We start from the raw sequence: 23,018 nt of genomic DNA on the forward strand, positions 1-23,018 counted from the left end.
ATGGAATTATTTTTACAGGGGGCATCAGACGCCTTTACCTTCGGCGCAATGATCGCTGTATTAGGCGGCATCTTGCTGGGTTATGCTGTCGGCGTTCTCCCCGGATTAAGTCGGCCAGCGGCCCTCGCAATTGCAGTGCCAATTACCTATTCCATGTCTCCCATAGCTGCGATTGCTTTTTTAGTTGGCGTTACAAAAGCCAGCGCAGCGGGCGGGGCAACTGGCGCGATACTTCTCAATACACCCGGAGAGCCCAGCTCTGCTGCGACTTGCTTTGATGGATACCCGTTGTCGCAAAAAGGTGAAGCAACGCGAGCACTTAAAGTGGCGCTCTATACGTCAGTTTTCGGGGATATTGTTGCCACCATCATTTTGATTGTACTCGCTGCCCCTCTCGCGAGCTTTGCGCTCAAGATGGGCCCCGTCGAGATGACATGCGTAATGATATTCGCACTTACATTTATTTCTGCACTTTCTGGCGCATCAATATCACGAGGCTTAATTTCCGGTATTTTCGGTATTTTCCTAGCGACAATTGGACTAGATCCGGAAAGCGCTACCCCTAGGCTCACATTTGGCATGGTAGAACTGTTTGACGGAATTCCATTGATGGCCGCTACAGTGGGTATGCTTGCATTCACAGAGATGTTGAACCAGGCAGAGGCATTTGTTGCCAAGGACCGAAACAAGCACATAAAAAGCGAACCTACAACAAAAGAGAAAGAAAAACGCCTATTCTGGAAAGATATTCGTCGCATACTGCCAACGACAATAAAGTCTACTGGAATTGGCATATCAGCCGGAGTAATTCCTGGCCTGGGCCCGACAATTGGCGCATTTCTATCCTATGCAATTGCCAAGCAAACAGCGCGCGAAGGCGATCAATTTGGTAAGGGCGACATTAAAGGGGTAGCCGCGAGTGAGGCGGCGGACAATGCGGTACTACCTGCCAGCTTAATTCCGCTCTTTGCCATCGGTTTGCCCGGAAGTGTATCTGCGGCAATTCTGGTCGCGGCTTTCATGTTGCACGGCGTTGTGCCCGGCCCGCTCATCTTTGTAGAACATCCGCGGCTGATTTATGGCATATATGTATCAATGATAATCGCCAGCATCTTTATGCTGATTGTAGGCCGAATAGGTCTTAATTTCTTTGCCAAGATAGCGTCTGTTCCGGCAAGTATTATTATTCCGTTTATCGTACTTTTTTGTACCGTCGGCGCATATCTCGAAGCAGATACAGCCTTCTCAGTCTTTGCCATGATAGCGCTTGGAGTCGTTGGGTTTGTAATGCAGCGATTTGGATATTCAGTTATCACATTTCTTATTGGATTTGTTGTCGGACCATTATTCGAGCTATCCCTAAGGCAAGCTTTGATTGTAACAAACCATGATGTCACAAAAATAATTGACCATCCGATCGCAAGTTTTTTCCTCCTGGCAGCTCTTATTTCAGCCGTTGCCTTTCTCAAGCCAAAAAAACTGAAGTGGAAAAAAAGCGTTTAAGGTTAGCTTATCCCCCAAATGCCGCCCCACTATGCTTGGCCAGGATTTCAACAAAGGTTCCCAGGCTGGCAGGTCTATAGCGGTTCGGATTCCATATCGCGGCGACCTCTGCCTCAGTTCTGCACAGATCCGAAACAATCGGAATTGTGCGGGTTCTGCCGGCTGTGTCACCGGCTGAAGATGAAACGATAGCAATACCATGCCCATCTTTTGCCAACGATATAAGTGTATGGGTACTGTCACTCTCGAGCAGTATTTTCGGACGAATTCCATGAGCCGCGCAAGTTTGATCAAATATATGCCGGGTTAGGAAGCCACGACTCAAAATAAGAAGGATGTCCGACGCGATCTCGGAAATCGTAATTGTCTTTCTTTGCTCCAGAGGATGCCCCAACGGTAACACGGCATATAACTGGGCCGTAAAGAGCTTTTTGCCTACCAGAACGTTATTAATCCCTAAGCATGCTATCGAAATGTGGACCGCGCCATGCTCAATCATTTCGACCAACTCATCATTATGACCTTCAGAGACAATCAATTTAACATTCGGCCGTATTTCCCGAAACTCTGCCATCGCCGGTGAAATAAGCCATGCTATTGTTTGCGGTGACGCCCCCACCCGAAGAAGACCGCTATGGCCTTTTTCCATACCATGCGCTCGATTAATCAGCTCCTGGGCTTTGTCAAGCAGCTCCGCAGCATGCCCCAGAAACTCTTCACCCTCCGCTGTAAGCAGAATGCGCTTGCCAATTCGCTCGAATAGCGACACTCCCAATTTTTTTTCAAGGGACTGTATCTGCCTTGAAAGCGCTGGTTGACTTAAATTTACCTCTTTCGCCGCAACAGAAACGTTCATTCTTTCAGCCACGGCCACAAAATTCCGGATTTCTCTCAACTCAAACAATTCTCAGTCTCCAACGGGCATTTTTTATGCAAATTAAGCATTAAAACCTACCCTTTAAATGCATTGGACAGCAAGCCACTAAATGCTCATTTTGACACCAAAGGAGTATTGAATTGAAAAAAATATGTTTGAACGCAGATATGGGTGAAAGTTATGGACGCTTTAAAATCGGAAGTGATTCAAGCCTTATGCCCTTCATTACATCGGCAAATATCGCATGCGGCATGCATGCTGGCGACCCAACCGTCATGGCACAAACAGTAACGAACGCAATCTGCCATGAAACGAGCATTGGTGCCCATCCGGGCTTCAATGACATATGGGGGTTTGGCAGGCGGGCAATGAACATGGCCGTGCGCGATATAGAATATTTGGTAACATATCAAATCGGGGCCCTACAAGCGCTCGCACAGTCTCAAGGGGCAAGTGTACATCACGTAAAGCCTCATGGTGCTTTGAATAATGTTGCACATGATGACATTGAAGTCGCCCGAGCTATCGGCAGAGGCATTAAAGCAGCCGATAGAGACCTTATCTTTTTTGCTAATTGTAAATCGGCTATGGCGAAGGCAGGCGAGGAACTTGGGTTGAGAGTTGCCAAGGAAGCATATGCAGATCGCAGATATGACGATAATGGGAAAATGCTCTCAAGAGACTCGGCTGACGCTGTCATTACTGACCCCAAATTCGCTGCGGCTCATGTCCTCAGAATTCTTGAGGAAGGCGCAATATTCAGTGTGAATGGCAAACGAATTCCAACGGACGTCGATACCTTTTGTTTACACGGCGATGAACCGACTGCCGTTGAACTTGCTAAAGAAATTCATTCTGTTCTCAATATCAATAATTTTGATATTTTACCGATTACCGACATTATCCAGTAATGTCGGTTTCCTACTGACGGCATGTCAAAGCATCAGGGGAAAAGCAAAAATATGAACAGTGGCATGCTGAAAACTCGACACTAATCCCTAACAGTCGATCACACCACGTCATTGGTTTGTTCCCCCTTCTAGGCACTATTTCGTTTTAGGACCATTCAGTATTGTGAGATTGATGTGCGGGTGATTGGCGCACATATATGCAATCTTTCGATTTTTCTGACACATCGAATGCCGCCCAGAGATCGCTATTCCATTGCTCGCAGGGCAAAATTACGATTAACTCCGGGATAGAAACTAAAAGGAAAATGTAGAAAAGCTTTTTTTTCGGGCGAAGGTCTCTAGGACATGATCCGCATAACAAAGTTGATAGCTGCCGGGCTTTGCATGCTGTTTCCTTTATTGTCGTTTGCAGAGGAAACCCTATCCAGCCACATACTGAAGCACGATGGTAATGAGCGTACTTATCTGCGTTTCGTACCGGCAACTGAGCAACATCCCGGCAAGCCCCTCCCGCTAGTTATACTTCTCCACGGTGGCGGCGGCTCGGGCAGATCAATGATGCGCTACACCCGTTTCAATCGGCTTGCAAGGGAAGCCGGATTTATTGTGATTTACCCCTCAGGTCTGAACCGGCGCTGGAACGACGGGCGTGAAAGCCATCAGGCCTTTGACGATGTCGGCTTTATTCTCAAGGCCATTCGACAGACCATCGCTGAAGCCAACCGGGTGAACGAGAAGCGCATTTTTGTCGCCGGAATGTCGAATGGTGGGCTCATGAGCCAACGTTTGGCCTGCGAGCAGGCTGAACTATTCTCTGGCATCGCCATCGTTACAGCACAGCTCACTCCAGAATTAATCACCAGTTGCCATCCTTCCAAACCACTCGCTGTGCTCTACATTAATGGCACTGAAGATCGGCTCGTACCCTATGATGGCGGGGCTTTGGCTCCGCAATGGGGTCCGTTCGGGACGGTAACACCAACCGCAGAGACACTCGCTTTCTGGCGTCGCGTCAACCGGTGCGAAAAAACACCAGCAGTTACCCTGTTGCCTGACCTGGATGCCAACGATGGGACCAGAGTGGAACAGTATGATTGGTTCGGCTGCGCGACAAACGCCCCGCTCCGGCTATACCGGATCGTCGGCGGCGGTCATACTTGGCCTGGCAAAAGACAGTACCTGCCGCAGACCGTCATCGGCCTTACTTCCCGCGATGTCGACGCCAACAAGCTAATCGGCGAATTCTTCCTTTCTATCCACTAAGGCGGGCGAATTCTGGTTCTTTGACCGTATTGTCACATTGCAAATATCCTTGATACTTGAACCTGCAACTTTCCTGTCAGCAGTTCGATTCCGCCCTTAAAGCACAATGTCTTTAAATGGTCAGTTAGGTTACTTTATCCATTTAGATCACCGATCTTTTTTAACCGGGAGTAAAGAGTTGTCGCCTTCATCTGCAACATCTCGGCTGCGCCATCCTTTCCTGATACTCGACCACCCGCCGCTTCCAATGCGCGCTTTATATTCTTCTTCTCCAGAGCCGCCAATTCCGCAGCTGTCAATATGGCATTCTGTTTACCCACATCCTTCAGGCAAATCTCGTCGGGCGCGTCAAATGACAATTCTTCTGGCACCGGCAAATTGAAGCTTAGCTTTTCTTCTCGCAACAAAATTGCCGATCGCTCAATAACATTCTGCAACTCCCGGGCATTTCCGGGCCAATCATAGGCCGACAGAACCTTAATGTTTGCCTTGGTCAGCGTGGGCTTTTTGATATTCAGACGACTACATACGGTTTCGAGAAAGTGATCGGCAAGGATTGGAATGTCGGAAGGCCGATCCCGCAAGGCAAGACATTCAATCGGAAAAACATTCAGGCGGAAAAAAAGATCTTCACGAAACCGCTTTGCGCTCGCCTCTTTTTTTAGGTCCCGGTTTGTCGCCGCAATGATGCGTACATCGACTTCTCGGGTTTTTTCCTCTCCAACCCGCTCGAAATGCTGATCCTGCAATACCCGGAGTAGCTTGGATTGCAGATCCAGAGGAATTTCACCGACTTCATCAAGAAAGATTGTACCGCCGTTGGCGAGCTCGAACCGTCCTATACGATCACGCAAGGCCCCCGTAAACGCACCTTTGACATGACCGAAAAACTCACTCTCAAACAGTTCTCTCGGGACTGCTGCGCAATTGACACGAATTAGAGGCCGGTCCCGCCTTTCAGAAGCTTGATGTATAGCCCGAGCAACAAGTTCCTTTCCCGTCCCACTCTCCCCGGTGATGAGAACATTGGCATCAGTCGGAGCAACCAGTTCAATCTGCTTCAGAACATTCTCTATAGCCTGTGAGTTCCCCAGTATATTGTAATGATTGATATGACTTCGAATTTCCTCTTGTAGATAAGCATTCTCCATCTCCAATCGCTCGCGAAGCCGAGCATTTTCTTCAAGAGCTGCTTTGAGTTGTTCCTCGTCCCGTTTTCGCTGCGTAATTTCGCGAAAAACAATCACCGCGCCGACAACTGACCCTTCATCCACAATAGGCGTTGACGTATATTCAACTCTAATACTGGTATTGTTCTTGCGCCAGAAGACCTCATCATCAACCGTATGCAGCGTCCCTTTACGGAAGGCATTGTAAATAGGGCATTCCGTCTCATCGTAAAGCGAACCATCGGCTTTGTGATGATGAATAATGGAGTGCATATCCCTTCCCACAAGTTCAGCCGCACTGTAGCCAAGCATCATTTCTGCTGCCGGATTTAGGAAGGTAGTTACGCCATCAGCGTTAACTCCGTAAATACCTTCACCAGCCGCTGCCAAAATCAATCGATTTTCTCTCTCAATCTCTCGAAAATATTTTTCTGCCTTACGCCACTCTTCAAGCCCGTTGCGGTGATAGGTATTTGCCTCGTCGTCAACAGAGCGCCTCTCAAACTTGTGCAAATCAGTAATCGTGACAACCATGCGGGCTTTCCCCTGCCATGTTACCGCGACAGCTGCATGTTCCAGATGCATCGGCTTTCCATCGGGACGCTGGAGAGTAATATCTCTCGTCCAGGCATAACCACGATATAGCGCTTCTTCAGTGAAAACATGCAAATGCCCCTTTTCATCAGAATAGATCTGCCCAATGGTTCGCCCCACAATGTCGTTTTCAGCAATCTTGAAAAAGTCCAGAGCAGCTTTGTTGGCACGAAATATGACTCCAGAATGCGGGTCAAATATTATCCCCGGCTCCGGCTGCTTATCAAAGGCCTGCCGTAGTATTGCACTGGCCAGGAACCATTCATCCTCCAATAGCTGAGAGCCATTTAGCTCATCTGCAGTCCCCACCTGCCCCGTGTCAGATTCCATCAGACCTATCGCTCTCGCAAATTCGTTTAATTCAAACCTTACGATAATTCGTAATTAAAATTATGTAAAATCGTATTTTATGATTCTCCGTAAGTCAATTTTATTTCTGAAAATTCATAACTAATTGAAAATATTAGATAATTTTTATTACTGAATTTGGCACGGCTTTTGCGATTGTATCGTCAAGTAATAACAGGCGATGACCGGCTTCAGTATATAAATCAAGGAGACATTTAGATGGCATCAAAAAGTCTAGGCAATCCATATGACGGGGACGCAGATCTACGGCACGGCGCGAATTGTGGGTGCAGCGAATGCTGGGGTAAACCCGAAAACAATCTTAAACACAACGCATCCACAGACATTTTCCAGTCCAGCGATGAATTGATGGAAAGGGTTGTTGAGAGCGCCGTTGTTAGATCCGTCTTTGGAAACAACGAGCTTTCACGTCGGTCTTTCGCGAAAATGTTGGGAGGGACGACATTGGCGGCGGCGGTCGGCTCTGTTTTCCCCATGGATAAAGCAAAGGCGGCAATTCTGGACAATCTTGGGAAACCTGAAAAGTCGAAACTGAACGTGGGCTTTGTTCCAATTACCTGCGCAACCCCCATCATCATGGCAAAGCCTCTCGGGTTTTATGAAAAATATGGACTTGACGTCGATGTCATCAAAACCGCCGGCTGGGCTGTCGCCCGCGACAAATCCCTGAACAAGGAATATGATGCCGCTCACATGCTTACCCCCATGCCGCTTGCGATTACAATGGGCGCCGGGTCCACAGCAACGCCTTTCCTGATGCCTGCAGTCGAGAATATTAATGGCCAGGCCATCGTGCTGCATAATGATCATCTGGACAAGAACGATCCGAAAATGTGGAAAGGGTTCAAATTTGGCGTTCCCTTTGAATACTCCATGCATAATTTCCTGCTTAGATATTATGTCGCAGAAGCTGGTCTTGATCCTGATCAGGACATCCAGATCCGTGTCGTTCCGCCGCCAGAAATGGTTGCCAATCTGCGCGCTGGCAATCTGGACGGCTACCTTTCTCCGGATCCCTTTAACCAACGTGCTGTCTGGGAAAAAATCGGCTTTATCCACAAGCTGACCAAGGAAATTTGGGACGGTCATCCTTGCTGTGCTTTTGCCTGTAGCCAAGAGTTTGCAACGACAATGCCCAATACCTACGGAGCATTATTGAAAGCACTGGTTGATGCGACCCAATACGCTCACAAGAGTGATAACAGGAAAGAAATTTCAGCGGCAATTGCTCCAACAAATTATCTTAATCAACCAGTTCCCGTCATAGAGCAGGTCCTGACCGGCCGCTATGCAGATGGTCTGGGAAATATCAAGGATGTCCCTGATCGGATTGATTTTGATCCATTCCCCTGGCACTCAATGGGCGTTTGGATTTTAACCCAGATGAAGCGGTGGGGTTATATCGAAGGGGACGTTGATTACAAGGGTGTGGCAGAACAAGTTTATCTGGCCGGCGATTGCGCCAAAATCATGAAAGATCTGGGTCTAACGCCCCCGACTGAAACCTACAAAAGCTATACCATTATGGGCAAGACGTTCGATCCCGACGAGCCCGAGGCCTATGTCAGCAGTTTCGCAATTAAAAAGGCATGATACATGTTCACGTCTCTAAATCTTAGAGCCCTGCTTCTGTCATTTGTTATTTTGACATTAGTATTGGGTGCGTGGGAACTGGCAACACCGGCGGTGAAAGCCGCTGGTGAACTCACAGAATATGAAAAACTCATCGGTGCTGCGGATCAGGAGGCGCGCGTCCCGCCCCCTTCCGCCGTACTTGTCAGAGCCTGGGAAGAACTTTCCGATCCTTTCTATGACAATGGCCCCAATGACAAGGGAATTGGTATTCAGATTGGGTATTCCATATTCCGCGTTCTGACTGGATACCTTATGGCAGCGCTGCTCGCCATCCCCGTTGGCTTTCTGATAGGAATGTCACCACTGGCCTACAAGGCCTTTGACCCCTTCATTCAGGTGCTCAGGCCAATTTCCCCCCTTGCCTGGATGCCGCTTGCCCTGTTTATTATCAAGGACAGTCAGGCATCTGCCATATTCGTGATCTTTATTTGCTCAATTTGGCCAATGCTGATTAATACAGCCTTCGGAGTTGCCGGCGTCAGGAAAGACTGGGTAAATGTGGCACGCACGCACGAGCTCGGCTCATTGCGCACAGCTCTTATCGTCATTTTGCCGGCTGCCGCCCCAACCATACTGACGGGCATGCGCATTTCAATCGGTATTGCCTGGTTGGTAATCGTCGCAGCTGAAATGCTCGTCGGTGGGACAGGTGTCGGTTATTACGTATGGAACGAATGGAACAATCTCGACCTGACAAGTGTAATTTTTTCGATCCTTGTAATTGGCGTTGTCGGCATGCTTCTGGATGCTGTGTTCGCCTTTGCGCAACGTTCCATCCAGTATCAAGAATAGGAGTACCCATGACAAATATACCTTTTCTTGAAGTTGATTTACTGACCAAACGATATCCTTCGCCGGATGGGGGCGATCCCCTGACCGTTTTCGAAAATATCAACTTTGACATCTATAAGGGCGAGTTTGTTTGCATTATCGGGCATTCTGGATGCGGAAAATCAACGATCATGAATGTCCTTGCCGGCTTGGATACCCCGACCAGTGGCGGTGTTACGATGGATGGAAAGGAGTTGTCTGGCCCAAGTCTCGACAGAGGCGTTGTGTTTCAGAACTACTCCCTGCTCCCATGGCTCTCAGCACTAAAGAATGTCATATTTGGTGTCAAGGCTCGACATCCCGATTGGTCGAAGGAAAAAGTAAGGGAGCACTCCTATCACTACCTCGAACTTGTCGGCCTCGTAAATGGCGCGGAAAACCGCAAACCCTCGCAGCTATCCGGCGGCATGCGCCAGCGCGTTTCCATCGCACGGGCTTTTGCTATCCAGCCAAAATTGTTGTTGCTTGATGAACCATTTGGCGCATTGGATGCTCTTACCCGCGGTACTATTCAGGATGAACTGATCCGCATTTGGTCAGGATCTGATCAAACGGTTTTTATGATTACCCATGATGTTGATGAAGCCATTTTGCTGGCAGATCGTGTTCTGCTTATGACAAACGGCCCCTATGCAACAGTTGCCGAAAGCGTTGCAATTGACATTCCTCGTCCGAGGAGCCGCGCAGATATCATTCATCATGACGGCTATTACAAGATACGAAATCATCTGGTGGAGTTTCTGGCAAAACGCTCAAAAGACTTGGCAGGCATTTCAAAAATTTCGGGGGGACAGAATGATGATCCGCAACAGCCAAAAATCGTTCGGCCAGCCCTGGATGGAGTTTCTTCATCCGAGATAGATTCAGCTACCTCTCCAAATCTTTTGAAGGTCAAAGGGTAGGCCATAATTTTACTGAAAGGACAAAAGAGTGAATAGAGCAGACGTTACCGAAATGATTATTGAGAAGAAGCGTAACAGTGGACTTACATGGGCCAGCATTGCCGAGGCAATTGGAATGTCGGAAGTATTCACGACATCAGCCTGCTTAGGAATGAACTCTTTTCCAAGAGACAAAGCAAATTCACTTGTTGAAGTATTGGGCCTTCCGCAAGACATCGCCGTGATACTGGCAGAATATCCGACGAAAACATTCCCCCAGACCATTCCGACGGACCCTTGCATTTATCGACTGTATGAAATTGTCGGCGTGTATGGCGATACTATTAAGGAACTAATTCAAGAAAAAGGTGGAGATGGCATTATGAGCGCCATCGACTTTGACATGACCGTCGAAAAAGTTCCTTATGAAAAAGGGGATAGAATTGAGATAAAAATGACAGGAAAGTTCTTATCCTACAATCAATGGTAACAACCAAGGACAACAAAAATTTTCGAAGCTCGCGTCAATTCAATCTGTCTTGCGACGTCCGCAGCTCTCGAAAAATGAAATAGCCAAGAATATTTAATCGAGATCCCAGCGGATAACTGCAAGATGATTGGTGGAGCAACCCGCCACCATTTCACCTCTCTACCCGAGGCCCCGGCCCAATCCACGCGGACTGAAAATCCGCGTGTTGGTGGCTCGTTGCCGCCCCTAGGTACTATTTCTTCAAGATCCTCATTACGCCAAACATAGACGAGGTCGTATTCGTCTGACAGCACCACTTCACCACTAATGGCAAGTAGCCCTAGTGGGTGGTTTAAAGCTCCTATGACTTCAACAATGAACGAAGAAGATTATCTCCGGTGATCTGTCTCAAGCTCCTTGAAAATACTATTGATCGTCACTTTGGACCATGGGCGCGCCCTCTAGGTGACTTATCTCCCACCTGATGAGTTCGTCAGCAATGGGTTGCAGAGATATTTTCCCAGTGGTCTTTAGATCAAAGATCACTTATGGAATTGCTCCGCTACCGGCCTGAGTCTTGAAGGTTTTAAGGCCCGTGGAAATATTGGTTCGTGCGAGCTCTTCCGCAATCATATCGCCCATAGCATCAACCGCGGCGTTCTTGCTTTTACCGGCACGATACAGCACCAGATCCACGCTCGGTAATTTAGGAAAACTTTCCCCCTCCCCCAGTATCCGCATACCGTCGATGATGGAACTTTTGGCGATTGCACTCACGGCGAAACCGCTTAGAACGGCTGCCTGCAAACCTGCAATACTAGTGCTGACGAGTGAGACCTTCCATTTGCGACCTGTCGTTTCCAGCCCCGCAAGGGCAATATCACGAAATACGTTTCCTGTGGGCAACAACGCCAATGGAACGGGATTTTTATCATGCATCGACCGATTTGCACCCGTGACCCATACCAACGGTTCCTGCGCCACCACTTGACCATCGCGAAACGCCCGCATGCCAGTAACCAGCGCAAGATCGATCTCCCCTTTCTCAAGTGATGCAATCAACGGGCTGGAAAGCTGCGTACGGATCTCTATTTCAACGTCCGGAAACGCCATGAAGAAACGCGAAAGTATCTCCGGCATGATATAGGCCGCATAAAGATCGGGCACACCGAGGACGACTCGGCCGCTTAGCTTGGGTGCCGCAATCCGAACCATGACTTCATTTTGCAGACTCATGATCGTGCGCGCGTAGCCGAGCAAGAGCTCACCATTGTTCGTGAGAACTAGCTTGCGGCCGACATTATTGAAGAGCGTTACATTCACAGCTTCCTCCAGACGCTTGATCTGGAGAGTCACTGCCGGCTGTGTGCGGCCGATCCGCCTCGCTGTTTCGGAGACACTGCCCGTTTCGACAAGGATGATAAAGGCCTGCAACAGGCGAAGGTCAATAGGTGGTTTCATGGATATATATTAATATTATTTATGAAAATAATTAAAACAATAAATTATCTAAATTGTGCGGCGCAGCATAAACTCACCTGATTAAAGCGGTATTACATAGCAACCACGATCCAGGAGATAAATATGCAAGGAAAAACCCGCCGTCATTTCATGCGTTTCGCATTGACAGCCGCCATCACTGCCTTTGCGGCACATGCTGCCGTTCCGGCAATGGCTGAAGACAAGGTTATTAAAGTCGGGACATTGAAACTCATCCACGGGATAACCCCCTATTTTTATCAAAAGTTCGCTCCTGAGGGCTACAAGATTGAAGTTGTTCCCTTTGAAAGCCCGACGGACGGCAAAAACGCCGTTGTCACAGGCACGGTCGATTTTGGTATTTATGGCTTAGCCGCCGCCACGTTGGGCGCTGCCGGCGGAGAGCCCGTAGTCGTTGTCGGCGCCGCCTGCAACCGCGGCATGGCGGTTGTATCGGGTATCGATTCAGATATCAACACCATCAAGGATCTTGCTGGAAAGAAGGTTGCCATCTGGCCGGGGTCTACACAGGAAGTTGTTATTCTTGACCGATTGGCTGCAGAAGGCATGAGTATCAAGGATATCAAGCCGATCCGCGTTTCCTTCAGCGACATGGCGCCCGCGCTTGAGCGCGGTGATATCGACGCTTATGTAGGTGCGGAGCCCGGACCGGGCATTAGCCTTGCAAAAGGCGTTGGCAAGATTGTCGAGTATCCCTATTCGACGCCAACCGGGTCATTGAATATGGTATTAACGACCAGCCAGGAAAAAATAAACTCAGACCCTGATCTGGTGAATACTCTGCTCACCATCCATAGCAAGGCGACAGAGTACGCGATGAGCGATCGCGCCGCGTTTGTGGAAGTAGCCATGCAGAAACTTGGACAGCCTGAAGCCTCTATCGCCAAGGCGGCTCCGAATGTCGAGTTGACCTGGAAAATAGACGATCTGTTTTTGGAGCAGGCCCAATATTACGGAACACAGATGCTGGACAAAAAGCAGATCCGTGAGCTTCCTGACTACAACACATTTATCGTACCGGACTTCGTCAAGAAGATCCAGGCGATGTGAGCCATCTGATGTCAAACGAAACACAGATTATGAGTAAAACAAATAGTGCCGTGTCCGGGGTTTCCACCCCGGCGCGGACCGCGCTTCTGACCTCCGTTATCAACCGCGCCAAAAAAATATTGATCGCAATTATTGTTCCTGTCGCACTGATCGGTTTCTGGTCGTTGATGGTAAGTTGGACTGGCACACGCCTGATCCCCCCGCCAAGTGAGGTCGTTCTCATGATGTGGGATTTTACCTTCGGCGGCATTTATGACGATGCCTTCAGCGCCAGCTTACCAATTCATCTATGGGTCTCCCTACAACGCGTTTATGGCGGTTTCCTGCTAGCCGCGGTCATTGCCGTCCCGCTGGGCATCATGCTAGGTCGATTTGCCTGGCTTCGGGCCATGTTGGATCCGACACTTGCTTTGCTCCGGCCCGTACCGGTCACAGCTTGGCTTCCTCTTTCGATGATCTTTTTTGGCCTAGGGCCAAGATCCGCCATTTTCCTGGTATTTCTAGGTGCATTTTTTCCGATCCTACTGAACACGGTTTTCGGTGTGAAATCCGTTGATGAGAAATTGTTTGAAGCGGCCTCCATGCTTGGCTGTAAAGGCTCTCAATTATTCCGGTCTGTCGTCCTTCCTGCGGCCACGCCCAGCATCTTCAACGGTCTACGCCTTGGACATGGTTTCGCCTGGATCCTGATCGTCGTCGGAGAAATGACAGGCGTTCCCGAAGGACTCGGCGCCGTAATTATGGATGGCCGGACGCTATCGCGAACCGAGCTCGTTATCACCGGAATGATCGTCATCGGCCTTGTTGGATTTCTCTCCGACCGGCTCATTATTATGCTTAACAACCGTCTTCTAAGATGGAGCCCACAACACCATGCCTAAAGTAAGTATCTCACGACTGAAAAACGCACCGCCGATCCTGCGAGTTGCCGAGTTGAATAAAGTATTCAAGTCCACGGGTGGCGACACACAAGCGCTTGATAACATCAATCTGGATATTGAAAAAGGCGAGTTCATATGTCTTTTAGGTGCCTCCGGTTGCGGTAAATCGACCTTACTTCGGATTATTGCAGGGTTTGAAACCGCCACATCTGGAGAAGCCGCACTATATGGACGGACCATTGATGAACCGGGGCCCGATCGTGGCATCGTGTTTCAGGATTATGCGCTTTTTCCGTGGCTTACCGTATATGAGAATATCTCTTTTGGACCCCGGCATCGTGGCCTGTCCAGCGAAGAGGTTCGTCACACTACTGAAAAATTCCTCAAAATGGTCGGGCTTACAGCCTTTTCCAAGCATTACCCAAGCCAGCTTTCCGGCGGCATGAAACAACGCGTCGCAATAGCAAGGGTACTTGCCAATGACACCGACGTTTTGTTGATGGACGAGCCATTCGGCGCCCTTGACGCGCTAACCCGCGCAAAGCTTCAGGAAGAACTTCTGGAGATTTGGGAACAAACGAACCTGACAGTTATTTTTGTTACACATTCTGTGGAAGAGGCTGTTGTCCTGGCAGACCGAATTGTCGTCATGAGCGCAAGCCCCGGTCGTATCGACAGCGATATTACGGTCGAACTACCGCGCCCACGCGATGTATCTTCTGAACAATTTAATGCCCTTCGCCGAACAATAACGCAGAAGCTCAGCAGTAATTTGGGGGCTGTACGGCAAGCGAAATCAATAATTAGCGACTGAAAATTGGATATAAAAATGGTTTCACTTGAAGTCTATCGGGGAATGAACAAGGCGACTCTCGACGCAGCATATAACAACTCCGCTGCCGTTACAGAAAGCGCGAGTATGATCGCTGACTGGGAGAGGCGAGGCAAAATAGTACGGTCACAGCCGAACGCTCGTCTTGATATTGAGTACGGCCCCCGTCCCCGTAACAGAATTGATTATTTTGCCACGCAAAGAAAACATTCCCCGCTATTTGTCTTCATTCATGGGGGATACTGGCAACGCAACAGCAAGGAAACTTTCTCTTTCATTTCCGAAGGGCCTGTTGCCCATGGCATGAATGTCGCCGTTATTGGTTATACCCTGGCGCCAGACGCCAGCTTAACTGAAATCGTTGCAGAAACTCACGCAGCCCTTGATTTGCTATATGCACGTGCGACTGAATTGGAGTTCGATCCGACTAGCATACATGTCGGTGGCTGGTCAGCTGGCGGGCATCTCGCAGCAATCGCGGCACACCATCCTCACGTAAAGGGCGTTCTGTCCATCAGTGGCATCTTTGATCTGGAGCCTATAGAGAAAACATACATCAACGAGAAAGTTCAACTTTCTCAAAACGAGATCAAAACCCTTAGCCCAATCAAGAATATTTCCCCGAATGAAATTCCTTATTTGTTGTTTGTTGGAGGTAGCGAATTATCGGAATTACGACGGCAATCAGAGATATTCTCAAGCGCCTTAAAGCAGGCGGGAATCCGCGCTAGTCTCATCATTCCCGACGACCTCAATCATTTCACGATCTTGGAGGAGATCGCACGCCCGAACGGGACCCTATCGGTCGAATTAGAACGCATGGCTCTATCCCAAAAATAATAGAGAAAGTTCCCTGCTACCGTTGGGTGAACGCCGCCTCATTGCGCTTCGTCTTTGAATTTAACCGGCGAAGACGAAGCACATCCACATGCAGTATTCTTTTTCAGATTCACCGCTCCCTATCAATAAGCCCCAAGCCTTAAAGTGATACCAGCTTCGGATTCAACACGCAGCCCCCATTCACTTCCCCGGAAATTTTCGCATACATCGCGCGCTTGTAATCTTCCATGGTAAAGCTATGCGAAACAAAGGGCGTCAGGAGACCATCCGTTGCCCATTTAAAGATGCTTTCAAGACGAGGGACGCGTATGGAGGGATCTCGTCCAGAATGAATTACCATGGGCGATCCCATGACAAAAAGACCCTTCATCTGCATAATGTTTGTCGGCAACCGATCCGTATTGTCAGAGCCGCGCTTTCCGCCCCCTTTTGCTACTTTCGTATTTTGGGCCCATCCGATGATTACCAATCTGCCACCAAAATCGAGCGATCGCATGGCCTCTTCTGAAACATCACCGCCGACGGTATCGAACACCACCTCAACCCCACGCCCTCCGGTCAATGCCTTCACTTCTTCACGGAATTTCGGGATGCCCGCTTCACCGGGCCGGGGGGAAGTATTAATAACGTGATCGGCCCCGAATTTTTTAACCTGCGCCAGCTTTTCATCGGATCGGCCGGTCGCAATTACTTTGGCGCCAAGAAGTTTTGCAACTTGTATTGCCGCCATCCCCGCGGCCCCTGAAGCTCCCGTGATAAGTACTGTTTCACCCGCTTGAAGCTTTGCACGGTTGATAAATGCGTAATAGGGTGTTTCATAATTCAGCAATAAGTTACATCCTTCATCAAATGAAAGATTCTCCGGCAACTTATGGACGCCGTATTCTGGCGCAATTGCAAAGGATTGCCATCCACCTTCTGCCTGATAAGCACTCTTGCTTCGAGGGCCTGTCACTAGAAAATCGCTCACAACCCTATCGCCTACAGCCAGTTTATTCACATCGACATCGCGACCAGTCGCAAGTATCACTCCGGAATATTCCATCCCCGGCACACAAGGTAATGGCACCATTGTTTGGTACTGTCCGCTCAACATCAGTAAATCGATGAATGAAACCGATGCGCTACGAATGCCAACAATTACTTCGTGAGGCTGAAGTTTTCCGACTTCAGGATTTGGGGCCGTTTCGAGCTTCAGATTGTTTTCTATCGCGTCTTCTCTATTCTCACCATATTGGCTGAGAACTAATTTTTGTCCTTGGTGCATCTCAGGCATTTCCTTTTTATTATTATTGAGCCCGCTGTTTCGCTATACGCATTTGTTTATGAATAGCGCAGGAAAATGATTTTGTTTACTGTTAAAATGATGAGTCGTCATATAAATCGGCCGCACATATTCCGATTGCTAGCGGTTAGTTTGGGCGTCTGGACACCAAGGGCATTGTCAAAAGAAGTCGAAGATACTCGCGATTGGTGAGACCGGTTTGGTCAATTGTTTACGCGCGACATCCGAAAGAAACGGACCTATCCTTCTCGCAATTATTCAAATTGGAAATGGCGCCATGATGAGGCCTTTGCGGTGATTAATGGCGAAACACATTATCTATGGTGTGCCGTCATCCATGGCTGCGCGGCCCAGCAAGCATTTGTTTTACTTTTGAAAACATATGACATACCCCATGTGTTCGTAACGGACGGATTACACTTATAACCCGCCGCAATGACGATATTTGGAAATGAGGCAATACCAGAAAAGGGCCGTTGATTGAGCTATCGCTGCGAAAACTCACATCTGCTGTTGTTCCAACGAAGAAATCAGCCGATGCTTCACTACAGCCGCTTGAGAAACTTACAGAAACTCGTCTCAATTCAAGCAACAGCCCATAGTCACTTCAACCATGAACGCCGCTTAACCAACCGAGAAGAATTCAGGCTTCAAAAAAATACCGCACTAGCCGAGTGACAGCAGCTTAGTGCGGCATAATAGTGGCACCGTTATATCAATTTATACCAAACAGAGACTAAGTCGTATTCATCTGACTACGCCTTGCTTGGATGTCGAACCTACAACAAGGCAATATCGCTACCGCCAAAGGTTATCGGCACGGTCGAAGCTGTTCTCGCGCAGATCTCCATCACGCATTTTATTCTTCGCGATCTTGCCAGTTGGTGTGCGTGGGAATTCATCCACATATGCATAATACCTAGGGATCTTGAAATCAGCCAAATGTTGTCCGCAATGCGCAATAATTTTCTCAGGCGGGCAATCTTCCGCCGTCACGCCTTCCCGAAGCATGAGAAAAACCTTTACCTCTTCACGACGCATTGGATCAGGCACAGCAAGAGCTGCCGCCTCTTCGATTTCATCCATGCCACGCAATACGGCTTCGACTTCCCGAGCGGAAATATTCTCTCCTGCCCGCTTGATCATGTCCTTTATCCGTCCAACGATATAGTAGTACCCATTCTCGTCCTGTTGAAAAATATCCCCCGTACGGAACCATTTCCCGCGAAAACTTTCTGCATTCGCTTCAGGGCGTTTATAGTACCCCCACAGTATAGCCGGACCTGAAACCCATAACTCTCCCGGCTCTCCTTGTGGCACATCATTGCCTTCTTCATCAACAATACGCACTTCACGAAAAGGAGACGGCAACCCACACGCCTCTGATCCCGCCATATGGGTTGCTTCGGCTGGCAAAGAAATGCCACTGCCGATTTCTGTCATGCCAAAAGTATTTCGCGCAACTAGATTAAAACGCTTTTCGATTTCAATATTCGCATCACCGCGCCAACCGAACGCATTGACATATTTCAGCTTTATGAGTTTGTCTTTCTCGGACGGCGGAAATCTGGCAAGGGCGGGTTCTGGAAATGCACAATACTCAATCTCGAAATCAATGAGCCAGTCGAAGAAATTCGTCAAACTCATACGTGATGCGATGTGAGCTGTACCGCCCAAGCACATTGTCATCAGAAACTGCCATTGCCCATCCATATAAAAGAATGGAGCCCAAATCAGGGTTTGCTTAATTTGGAACGGCCGCCCTCTTTGTAGAGCCGCACAATGGGCAAGCAAAACCCAATATTCATGTGTTAGCATACAGCCTTTTGGAAAACCAGTTGTGCCGGACGTATACTGCAAATTTACAAGATCTGTTGACGTGACACGTGACGGCGCCTTGAAGTCCTCAGGACCATTGTCATGAAGTTCATGCCAGTCTAGATGACCTGCCGGCGCCTCACCACGAACAATTATTCTTTCGCGGGCAAGCAATGTTGGCCATTCCGGCATATTATCCAGACGTTCCAAAAAGCTTGAATCAATAATCATGAACTGTGCGTCGCTGTCAGCAAGGACAAAGTGCAGCTCCGCGCCAGTGTAAGCGATATTTGTAGGCACCATAACTGCTCCGAGGCGCCCAAGAGCAATCCAGCTTATTACAAACTCTTTAACGTTCGGAAGCATCACGGAAACATGCGTTCCTTTTCTGACGCCAAGCCCAAGCAAACTTCCTGCTAGACGGTCCGCAGATTGATCGAGTCCACGATAGGTGAGCTTTTCGCCATCGTCAAAATAATCGCCAATCACCTGATCTCCCAGTGTATTGGCGCGTTCGCGAACAAACGCACCAAGTGTTTCAGGGAAATCGATTTCTGCCGCTAGGCGATGGACTTCTGCCATCCCTTTATGTCCGTTGTCATAAGTCATCTTGAACCTTTGAATACATTCAATCTAATTTGCTGAATTTGCGGGATTATCTATTTCTACTTCTGTTCTGGCGCATTCGGATCCAGGGGCGTTCCACTAACATTGTCGCCTGTCAGATATGCAGCGCGTTGAAGTCGATAGAGATGGCTCATGTAGCCATGAGTATCACGCTTGGACATATCCATGCTACGATAGAAACCTTCCATTTCCACGCGAACGGCAATCGGCGGATAAGAGGCAATTTTCTCTGCAATTTCCATGGCGCGTGGCAACAATTTGTCCTGATCAACAATCTCATTGATCAACCCAAACTTAAGCGCATCCTCAACGGACAATGGTTCACCTTCCAGAACCATGGACATTGCGATCGCAGGAGGCAGATGCCGCCACAACTGCGTTGCAGCGCCGGCACCGCCCATTCCGTATTTGATTTCTGGCAACCCAAACCAAGCATTTGGCGACGCAAGACGGATATCCATTAACAGAATTGAATATATAAATGCCATACCCAAAGCAGGCCCGTTTAATGCACCAACAATCGGTTTATATCTGTCAATTGTACGCATATCGCGTTCCCACCCAGGGCGGGTTTGCGCACTTGCATCCGTGGAGCGCTGAAAATGAGCGGTCAAAGTGTCATGAAGGGTATCTTGGCTCCAGTCGTTCTTGATATCATCTCCTCCGCTGAAAGCTTGTGTGCCTGCACCGGTGAGAACTCCCGCATGGATACTGGAATCCTTAAGGAAATCCTCCATGTAATCATAGAGTTCCTTATGCATTGGCGGCGTAATCTGGTTGACCTTGCCGTTTTCAAACGTAAAGACGGCCACATTTCCCACTTTTTCATATTTTACAGGCATTTAGATACTCACTTTTCTGGTTGGTTTAATTTTTTTTAGTTAGCTATTTGAGATATTAACACTACGTCGACGCAGGATTTCTGCCGCACCCATTCCAATGATTGACGCAACGATAAGGATGCTGGAAACCGCTGCAATTGTCGGGCGCATTTCCAGTTTTAGGTCTGCCCAGATCCTCATTGGCAGTGTCTGTTGTCCACTCATCATAAATTCTGCAATGATCAATTCGTCGAAGGAAACAAAGAACGAGAAGACCGCTGCGGCGACAATTCCCGGCAACAGGCTTGGAAATGCTGCAGAGAAAAAAGCACGAACCGGACCGGCTCCGAGAACACGGGCGGCTCTTTCATAAGTCGGGTCCAATTGGCGGTGGCTCGCACCAACGATTAAAAATACGAACGGAAAAGCGATTGTCGCATGAGCGAACGCAAGCGTAATTGCGTTGTCGTCAATTCCGAGACGGATCGCAAATATGAACATCCCCAAAGAGATAAATATATGCGGCACGATGATGGGCGATGTAATGAAATAGGTCAGCAGAGTTTTGGATCGCAGCCACTGGCGCTCCAAGACGAGCACCGCCAAAGTACCGACAACAGTCGACACGACACAGGCAATCAACCCAACCTTCAGGGATAACAATGTTGCCTCTACCCATCCGGAATCTCCGAAATAGGTTTCGTACCAAAGCACCCCAAGATTACTCGGCGGAAAGCGCAAGAATGGATTATTACTAAAAGATATAGGAATGACGATAAAAATCGGGAATGTCAGATATAGAATGATGACAATGAAATAGCCGATCAACAGGAACTTGGATAAATTAAATGGCTTCTTATTCATGCGTTTCCTCCACCGACGAGACGTCCTGTCAATATTTTTGAAAGCCGCTTAATGATAATTACGCATAACACCGTACCGATGAGCAGAACGATGGAGATGGCGGCAGCAAAGCCCCAATTTAACTGGTTGACTTGAAATTCGATAAGGTTTGCCATCATGATGTCTTTTCGGCCCCCAACGAGTGCGGGCGTAATGAAGAAACCCATTGATAGCATGAAGACAATAATGGCCCCGGTAACAGTCCCATCCAGACTTAAAGGCAGAAATACTCGGCGTATAGCTTGCCAGGGTTTTGCCCCTAGAATCCGGGCTGCGCGCATAAGATCGAGATCAATCTCAGTCATCGCGCTGTAGCAGGTAACAATCTGGATTGGCAATAAAATCTGTACCATGGCGACATAAACGGCGCCCGTCGTGAAAAGCATTTTTACTGGAGCGTCTGTGAATCCAAGTCCGATCAAGATAGCATTGATAAGCCCTTCACGTCCCAGTACGACCATCCAGGCATAGGAGCGAATAAGAACGCTCATCCATAGCGGGATAAATACCAGAAAGAGGAAAAATATTTGCTGCTTTCGTGGCCGTTGAACAATGAAGTAGGAGATCGGGTAGGCAATAACTGCACAAATCAAGGCTACAATACAAGACAGCCTTATTGTTCGCCAAAGAACGTCTAGATAGACATTGCTACTAAATAGTTTCGTAAAATGCTTTGTTGTAAATTCCGGGTCATAAACGCTCGCCCGAAGAATATCTAATGTTGGGATGAGAAAGAACGCCACCAGCATGAATAATGCCGGCCAAAGTAACCATGTACTCCTGATTTTCTTTTTAGTGCTCACTTCTCTACCTCCTAAAATCGTGTCTGGCGTCACCGTATTTTCCGCCAGACACGATCAATGTTATTGACCTACTGTAGGAGCCATTCGGTCCAGCGTTCCTGAATCGCATCAAGATTTTCAGCCCAGAATTCTGCACTAGCTGAAAACTGAACAGCCTGGTTTTGAGGATACGTAGGCATGCCGGCCGCCATCTTAGGATCCATGCCGTCGAACAGACCTGGTGCCCAACCTGGATAAGGCAGATGAGTGACATACTCACGCATACGATCGGCACTCGTCGTTCTATATTTGACGTATTCAGTCGCCTCTTTCAGCTTCTTCGTTCCTTTTGGAATTGCGAGGTAGGACTTGTGCATAGCTCCGCCGTTCCAGACGATTTCTGCCGGGATACCTGACGAAACAAGTGTGGTAATACGACCGTTGTAAGACGGACAGAAATAAACTTCACCGTCTGACAGCAACTGAACTGATTGTGCCCCACTGGTCCACCAAGTGGTGATATGCGGCTTGATTTCATCCAATTTTGCAAAGGCGCGGTCAAGCCCATCTTCGGTGCTTAGAACCTTGTAAATTTCGTCTGCAGGCACGCCATCAGCGAGCAGCGCAAATTCCAGATTGTCTTCCGCACGTCCACGCAAAGCGCGCGGTCCAGGGAAATTCTCTACATCCCAAAAATCAGCCCAGCTTTCCATTTTTTTACCGTCAGGAAGCTTGTCTGTCCGAACGATAAGCACTTGGGAGTAAGCCGCATATGCAACACCGAATTCTTCACGCGTGTCTGCCGGTAGTTTGTTGTCCGGATCGACCATACTGTAGTCAACAGCCTCATACAGACCCTTCTTAACACCAAGCGGATAATCAGAAGCGGAGACCTCCATAGCGTCCCAAAGAACGTTTCCGGATTTCACCATCGCTTCGAGCTGAGGCATACGCTTTGCTTCAGCGGCGACATGATTAATCTTGATGCCGGTCGCTTTTTCAAACGGTCCAAACCAGACTTCCTTTGACACTTTGCCAACGACACCGCCAGAACCACTAAAAGTGATTTCCTTGTCATCCGCGAGCGCCAAATTGGCGCTCCCGACGACGACAAGCGTTGCCACCGCAACTTTTGCCACCTGTCTCAATATTTTAGTCATACAAACACTCCCCAAAA

Annotated in this window: 20 protein-coding genes; 11 read left to right on the forward strand and 9 right to left on the reverse strand. The window is 48.5% G+C overall.

Translation table 11 applies throughout. The features are described from left to right. Entirely contained in the window at nucleotides 1-1,503 is a 1,503-nt protein-coding gene (locus GQE98_RS12880) for a tripartite tricarboxylate transporter permease (RefSeq protein ID WP_161316026.1), read from the forward strand. Between the two features lie 7 nt (nucleotides 1,504-1,510). Here GQE98_RS12880 and GQE98_RS12885 read toward each other — a convergent pair whose 3' ends face one another. After that, entirely contained in the window at nucleotides 1,511-2,407 is an 897-nt protein-coding gene (locus GQE98_RS12885) for a LysR family transcriptional regulator (RefSeq protein ID WP_343044203.1), read from the reverse strand. A 113-nt stretch (nucleotides 2,408-2,520) separates the two neighbouring features. On the opposite strand from GQE98_RS12885, the gene GQE98_RS12890 reads away from it, so the two are divergent. Further along, the gene (locus GQE98_RS12890) at nucleotides 2,521-3,291 is read left to right on the forward strand and encodes a 5-oxoprolinase subunit PxpA (protein WP_202526267.1); all 771 of its coding nucleotides are present in this window, start codon (nucleotides 2,521-2,523) and stop codon (nucleotides 3,289-3,291) included. Nucleotides 3,292-3,636: 345 nt separating this feature from the next. After that, nucleotides 3,637-4,554, forward strand: coding sequence for an extracellular catalytic domain type 1 short-chain-length polyhydroxyalkanoate depolymerase (locus tag GQE98_RS12895; protein WP_161316028.1), 918 nt, complete (start codon nucleotides 3,637-3,639; stop codon nucleotides 4,552-4,554). 134 nt (nucleotides 4,555-4,688) lie between these two features. Here the strand turns inward: GQE98_RS12895 and GQE98_RS12900 are convergent, their stop codons facing one another. Next, nucleotides 4,689-6,647 carry a sigma-54-dependent Fis family transcriptional regulator gene (locus GQE98_RS12900; protein WP_161316029.1) on the reverse strand — a complete coding sequence of 653 codons (1,959 nt, stop codon included), beginning with the start codon at nucleotides 6,645-6,647 and terminating at the stop codon, nucleotides 4,689-4,691. 237 nt (nucleotides 6,648-6,884) lie between these two features. Here GQE98_RS12900 and GQE98_RS12905 point away from each other — a divergent pair, with 237 nt between their 5' ends. The 4 genes from GQE98_RS12905 to cynS are packed head-to-tail and all read left to right on the forward strand — an operon-like array spanning nucleotide 6,885 to nucleotide 10,523. After that, entirely contained in the window at nucleotides 6,885-8,279 is a 1,395-nt protein-coding gene (locus GQE98_RS12905) for a CmpA/NrtA family ABC transporter substrate-binding protein (RefSeq protein ID WP_161316030.1), read from the forward strand. 3 nt (nucleotides 8,280-8,282) lie between these two features. Continuing rightward, on the forward strand, nucleotides 8,283-9,113 hold the full coding sequence (gene ntrB / locus GQE98_RS12910; RefSeq protein ID WP_161316031.1) for a nitrate ABC transporter permease: 831 nt from the start codon (nucleotides 8,283-8,285) through the stop codon (nucleotides 9,111-9,113). A gap of 8 nt (nucleotides 9,114-9,121) precedes the next feature. Then, on the forward strand, nucleotides 9,122-10,054 hold the full coding sequence (locus GQE98_RS12915; RefSeq protein WP_161316032.1) for an ABC transporter ATP-binding protein: 933 nt from the start codon (nucleotides 9,122-9,124) through the stop codon (nucleotides 10,052-10,054). 28 nt (nucleotides 10,055-10,082) lie between these two features. Then, nucleotides 10,083-10,523, forward strand: coding sequence for a cyanase (cynS, locus tag GQE98_RS12920; protein WP_161316033.1), 441 nt, complete (start codon nucleotides 10,083-10,085; stop codon nucleotides 10,521-10,523). 525 nt (nucleotides 10,524-11,048) lie between these two features. Here the strand turns inward: cynS and GQE98_RS12925 are convergent. Next, on the reverse strand, nucleotides 11,049-11,963 hold the full coding sequence (locus GQE98_RS12925) for a LysR substrate-binding domain-containing protein (RefSeq protein ID WP_161316034.1): 915 nt from the start codon (nucleotides 11,961-11,963) through the stop codon (nucleotides 11,049-11,051). Between the two features lie 123 nt (nucleotides 11,964-12,086). Between GQE98_RS12925 and GQE98_RS12930 the strand changes: the two genes are divergently transcribed. From GQE98_RS12930 to GQE98_RS12945, 4 genes are read left to right on the forward strand one after another with little or no spacing between them, the layout of a single operon-like run. Next, nucleotides 12,087-13,052 carry an ABC transporter substrate-binding protein gene (locus tag GQE98_RS12930; protein ID WP_161316035.1) on the forward strand — a complete coding sequence of 322 codons (966 nt, stop codon included), beginning with the start codon at nucleotides 12,087-12,089 and terminating at the stop codon, nucleotides 13,050-13,052. Between the two features lie 8 nt (nucleotides 13,053-13,060). Next, nucleotides 13,061-13,933 (forward strand): ABC transporter permease, encoded by an 873-nt coding sequence (locus GQE98_RS12935; protein WP_202526268.1) that lies wholly within the window; start codon nucleotides 13,061-13,063, stop codon nucleotides 13,931-13,933. Next, the gene (locus GQE98_RS12940) at nucleotides 13,926-14,747 is read left to right on the forward strand and encodes an ABC transporter ATP-binding protein (protein WP_161316036.1); all 822 of its coding nucleotides are present in this window, start codon (nucleotides 13,926-13,928) and stop codon (nucleotides 14,745-14,747) included. Before GQE98_RS12935 ends, GQE98_RS12940 begins: the two co-directional genes overlap by 8 nt. Nucleotides 14,748-14,762: 15 nt before the next feature. Beyond that, nucleotides 14,763-15,605, forward strand: a complete 843-nt coding sequence (locus tag GQE98_RS12945; protein ID WP_161316037.1) for an alpha/beta hydrolase — start codon at nucleotides 14,763-14,765, stop codon at nucleotides 15,603-15,605. A 139-nt stretch (nucleotides 15,606-15,744) separates the two neighbouring features. Here the strand turns inward: GQE98_RS12945 and GQE98_RS12950 are convergent, their stop codons facing one another. From GQE98_RS12950 to GQE98_RS12975, 6 genes are all read right to left on the reverse strand, one after another. Then, nucleotides 15,745-16,872 (reverse strand): NADPH:quinone oxidoreductase family protein, encoded by a 1,128-nt coding sequence (locus GQE98_RS12950; RefSeq protein WP_161316038.1) that lies wholly within the window; start codon nucleotides 16,870-16,872, stop codon nucleotides 15,745-15,747. Nucleotides 16,873-17,688: 816 nt separating this feature from the next. Next, a complete protein-coding gene (locus GQE98_RS12955) occupies nucleotides 17,689-19,290 on the reverse strand; it encodes a class I adenylate-forming enzyme family protein (RefSeq protein WP_202526269.1) in 1,602 nt (533 codons plus the stop codon). An 83-nt stretch (nucleotides 19,291-19,373) separates the two neighbouring features. Continuing rightward, nucleotides 19,374-20,177 carry an enoyl-CoA hydratase/isomerase family protein gene (locus tag GQE98_RS12960; RefSeq protein WP_161316040.1) on the reverse strand — a complete coding sequence of 268 codons (804 nt, stop codon included), beginning with the start codon at nucleotides 20,175-20,177 and terminating at the stop codon, nucleotides 19,374-19,376. Nucleotides 20,178-20,216: 39 nt separating this feature from the next. Beyond that, nucleotides 20,217-21,020, reverse strand: coding sequence for an ABC transporter permease (locus GQE98_RS12965; protein ID WP_161316041.1), 804 nt, complete (start codon nucleotides 21,018-21,020; stop codon nucleotides 20,217-20,219). After that, the gene (locus tag GQE98_RS18185; RefSeq protein ID WP_202526270.1) at nucleotides 21,017-21,895 is read right to left on the reverse strand and encodes an ABC transporter permease subunit; all 879 of its coding nucleotides are present in this window, start codon (nucleotides 21,893-21,895) and stop codon (nucleotides 21,017-21,019) included. Before GQE98_RS18185 ends, GQE98_RS12965 begins: the two co-directional genes overlap by 4 nt. Nucleotides 21,896-21,930: 35 nt before the next feature. Continuing rightward, on the reverse strand, nucleotides 21,931-23,001 hold the full coding sequence (locus GQE98_RS12975) for an ABC transporter substrate-binding protein (RefSeq protein ID WP_161316042.1): 1,071 nt from the start codon (nucleotides 22,999-23,001) through the stop codon (nucleotides 21,931-21,933). Between the last annotated feature and the right edge of the window lie 17 nt (nucleotides 23,002-23,018).

This window comes from Sneathiella litorea (assembly GCF_009882915.1).
Classification (GTDB): Bacteria; Pseudomonadota; Alphaproteobacteria; order Sneathiellales; family Sneathiellaceae; genus Sneathiella; species Sneathiella litorea.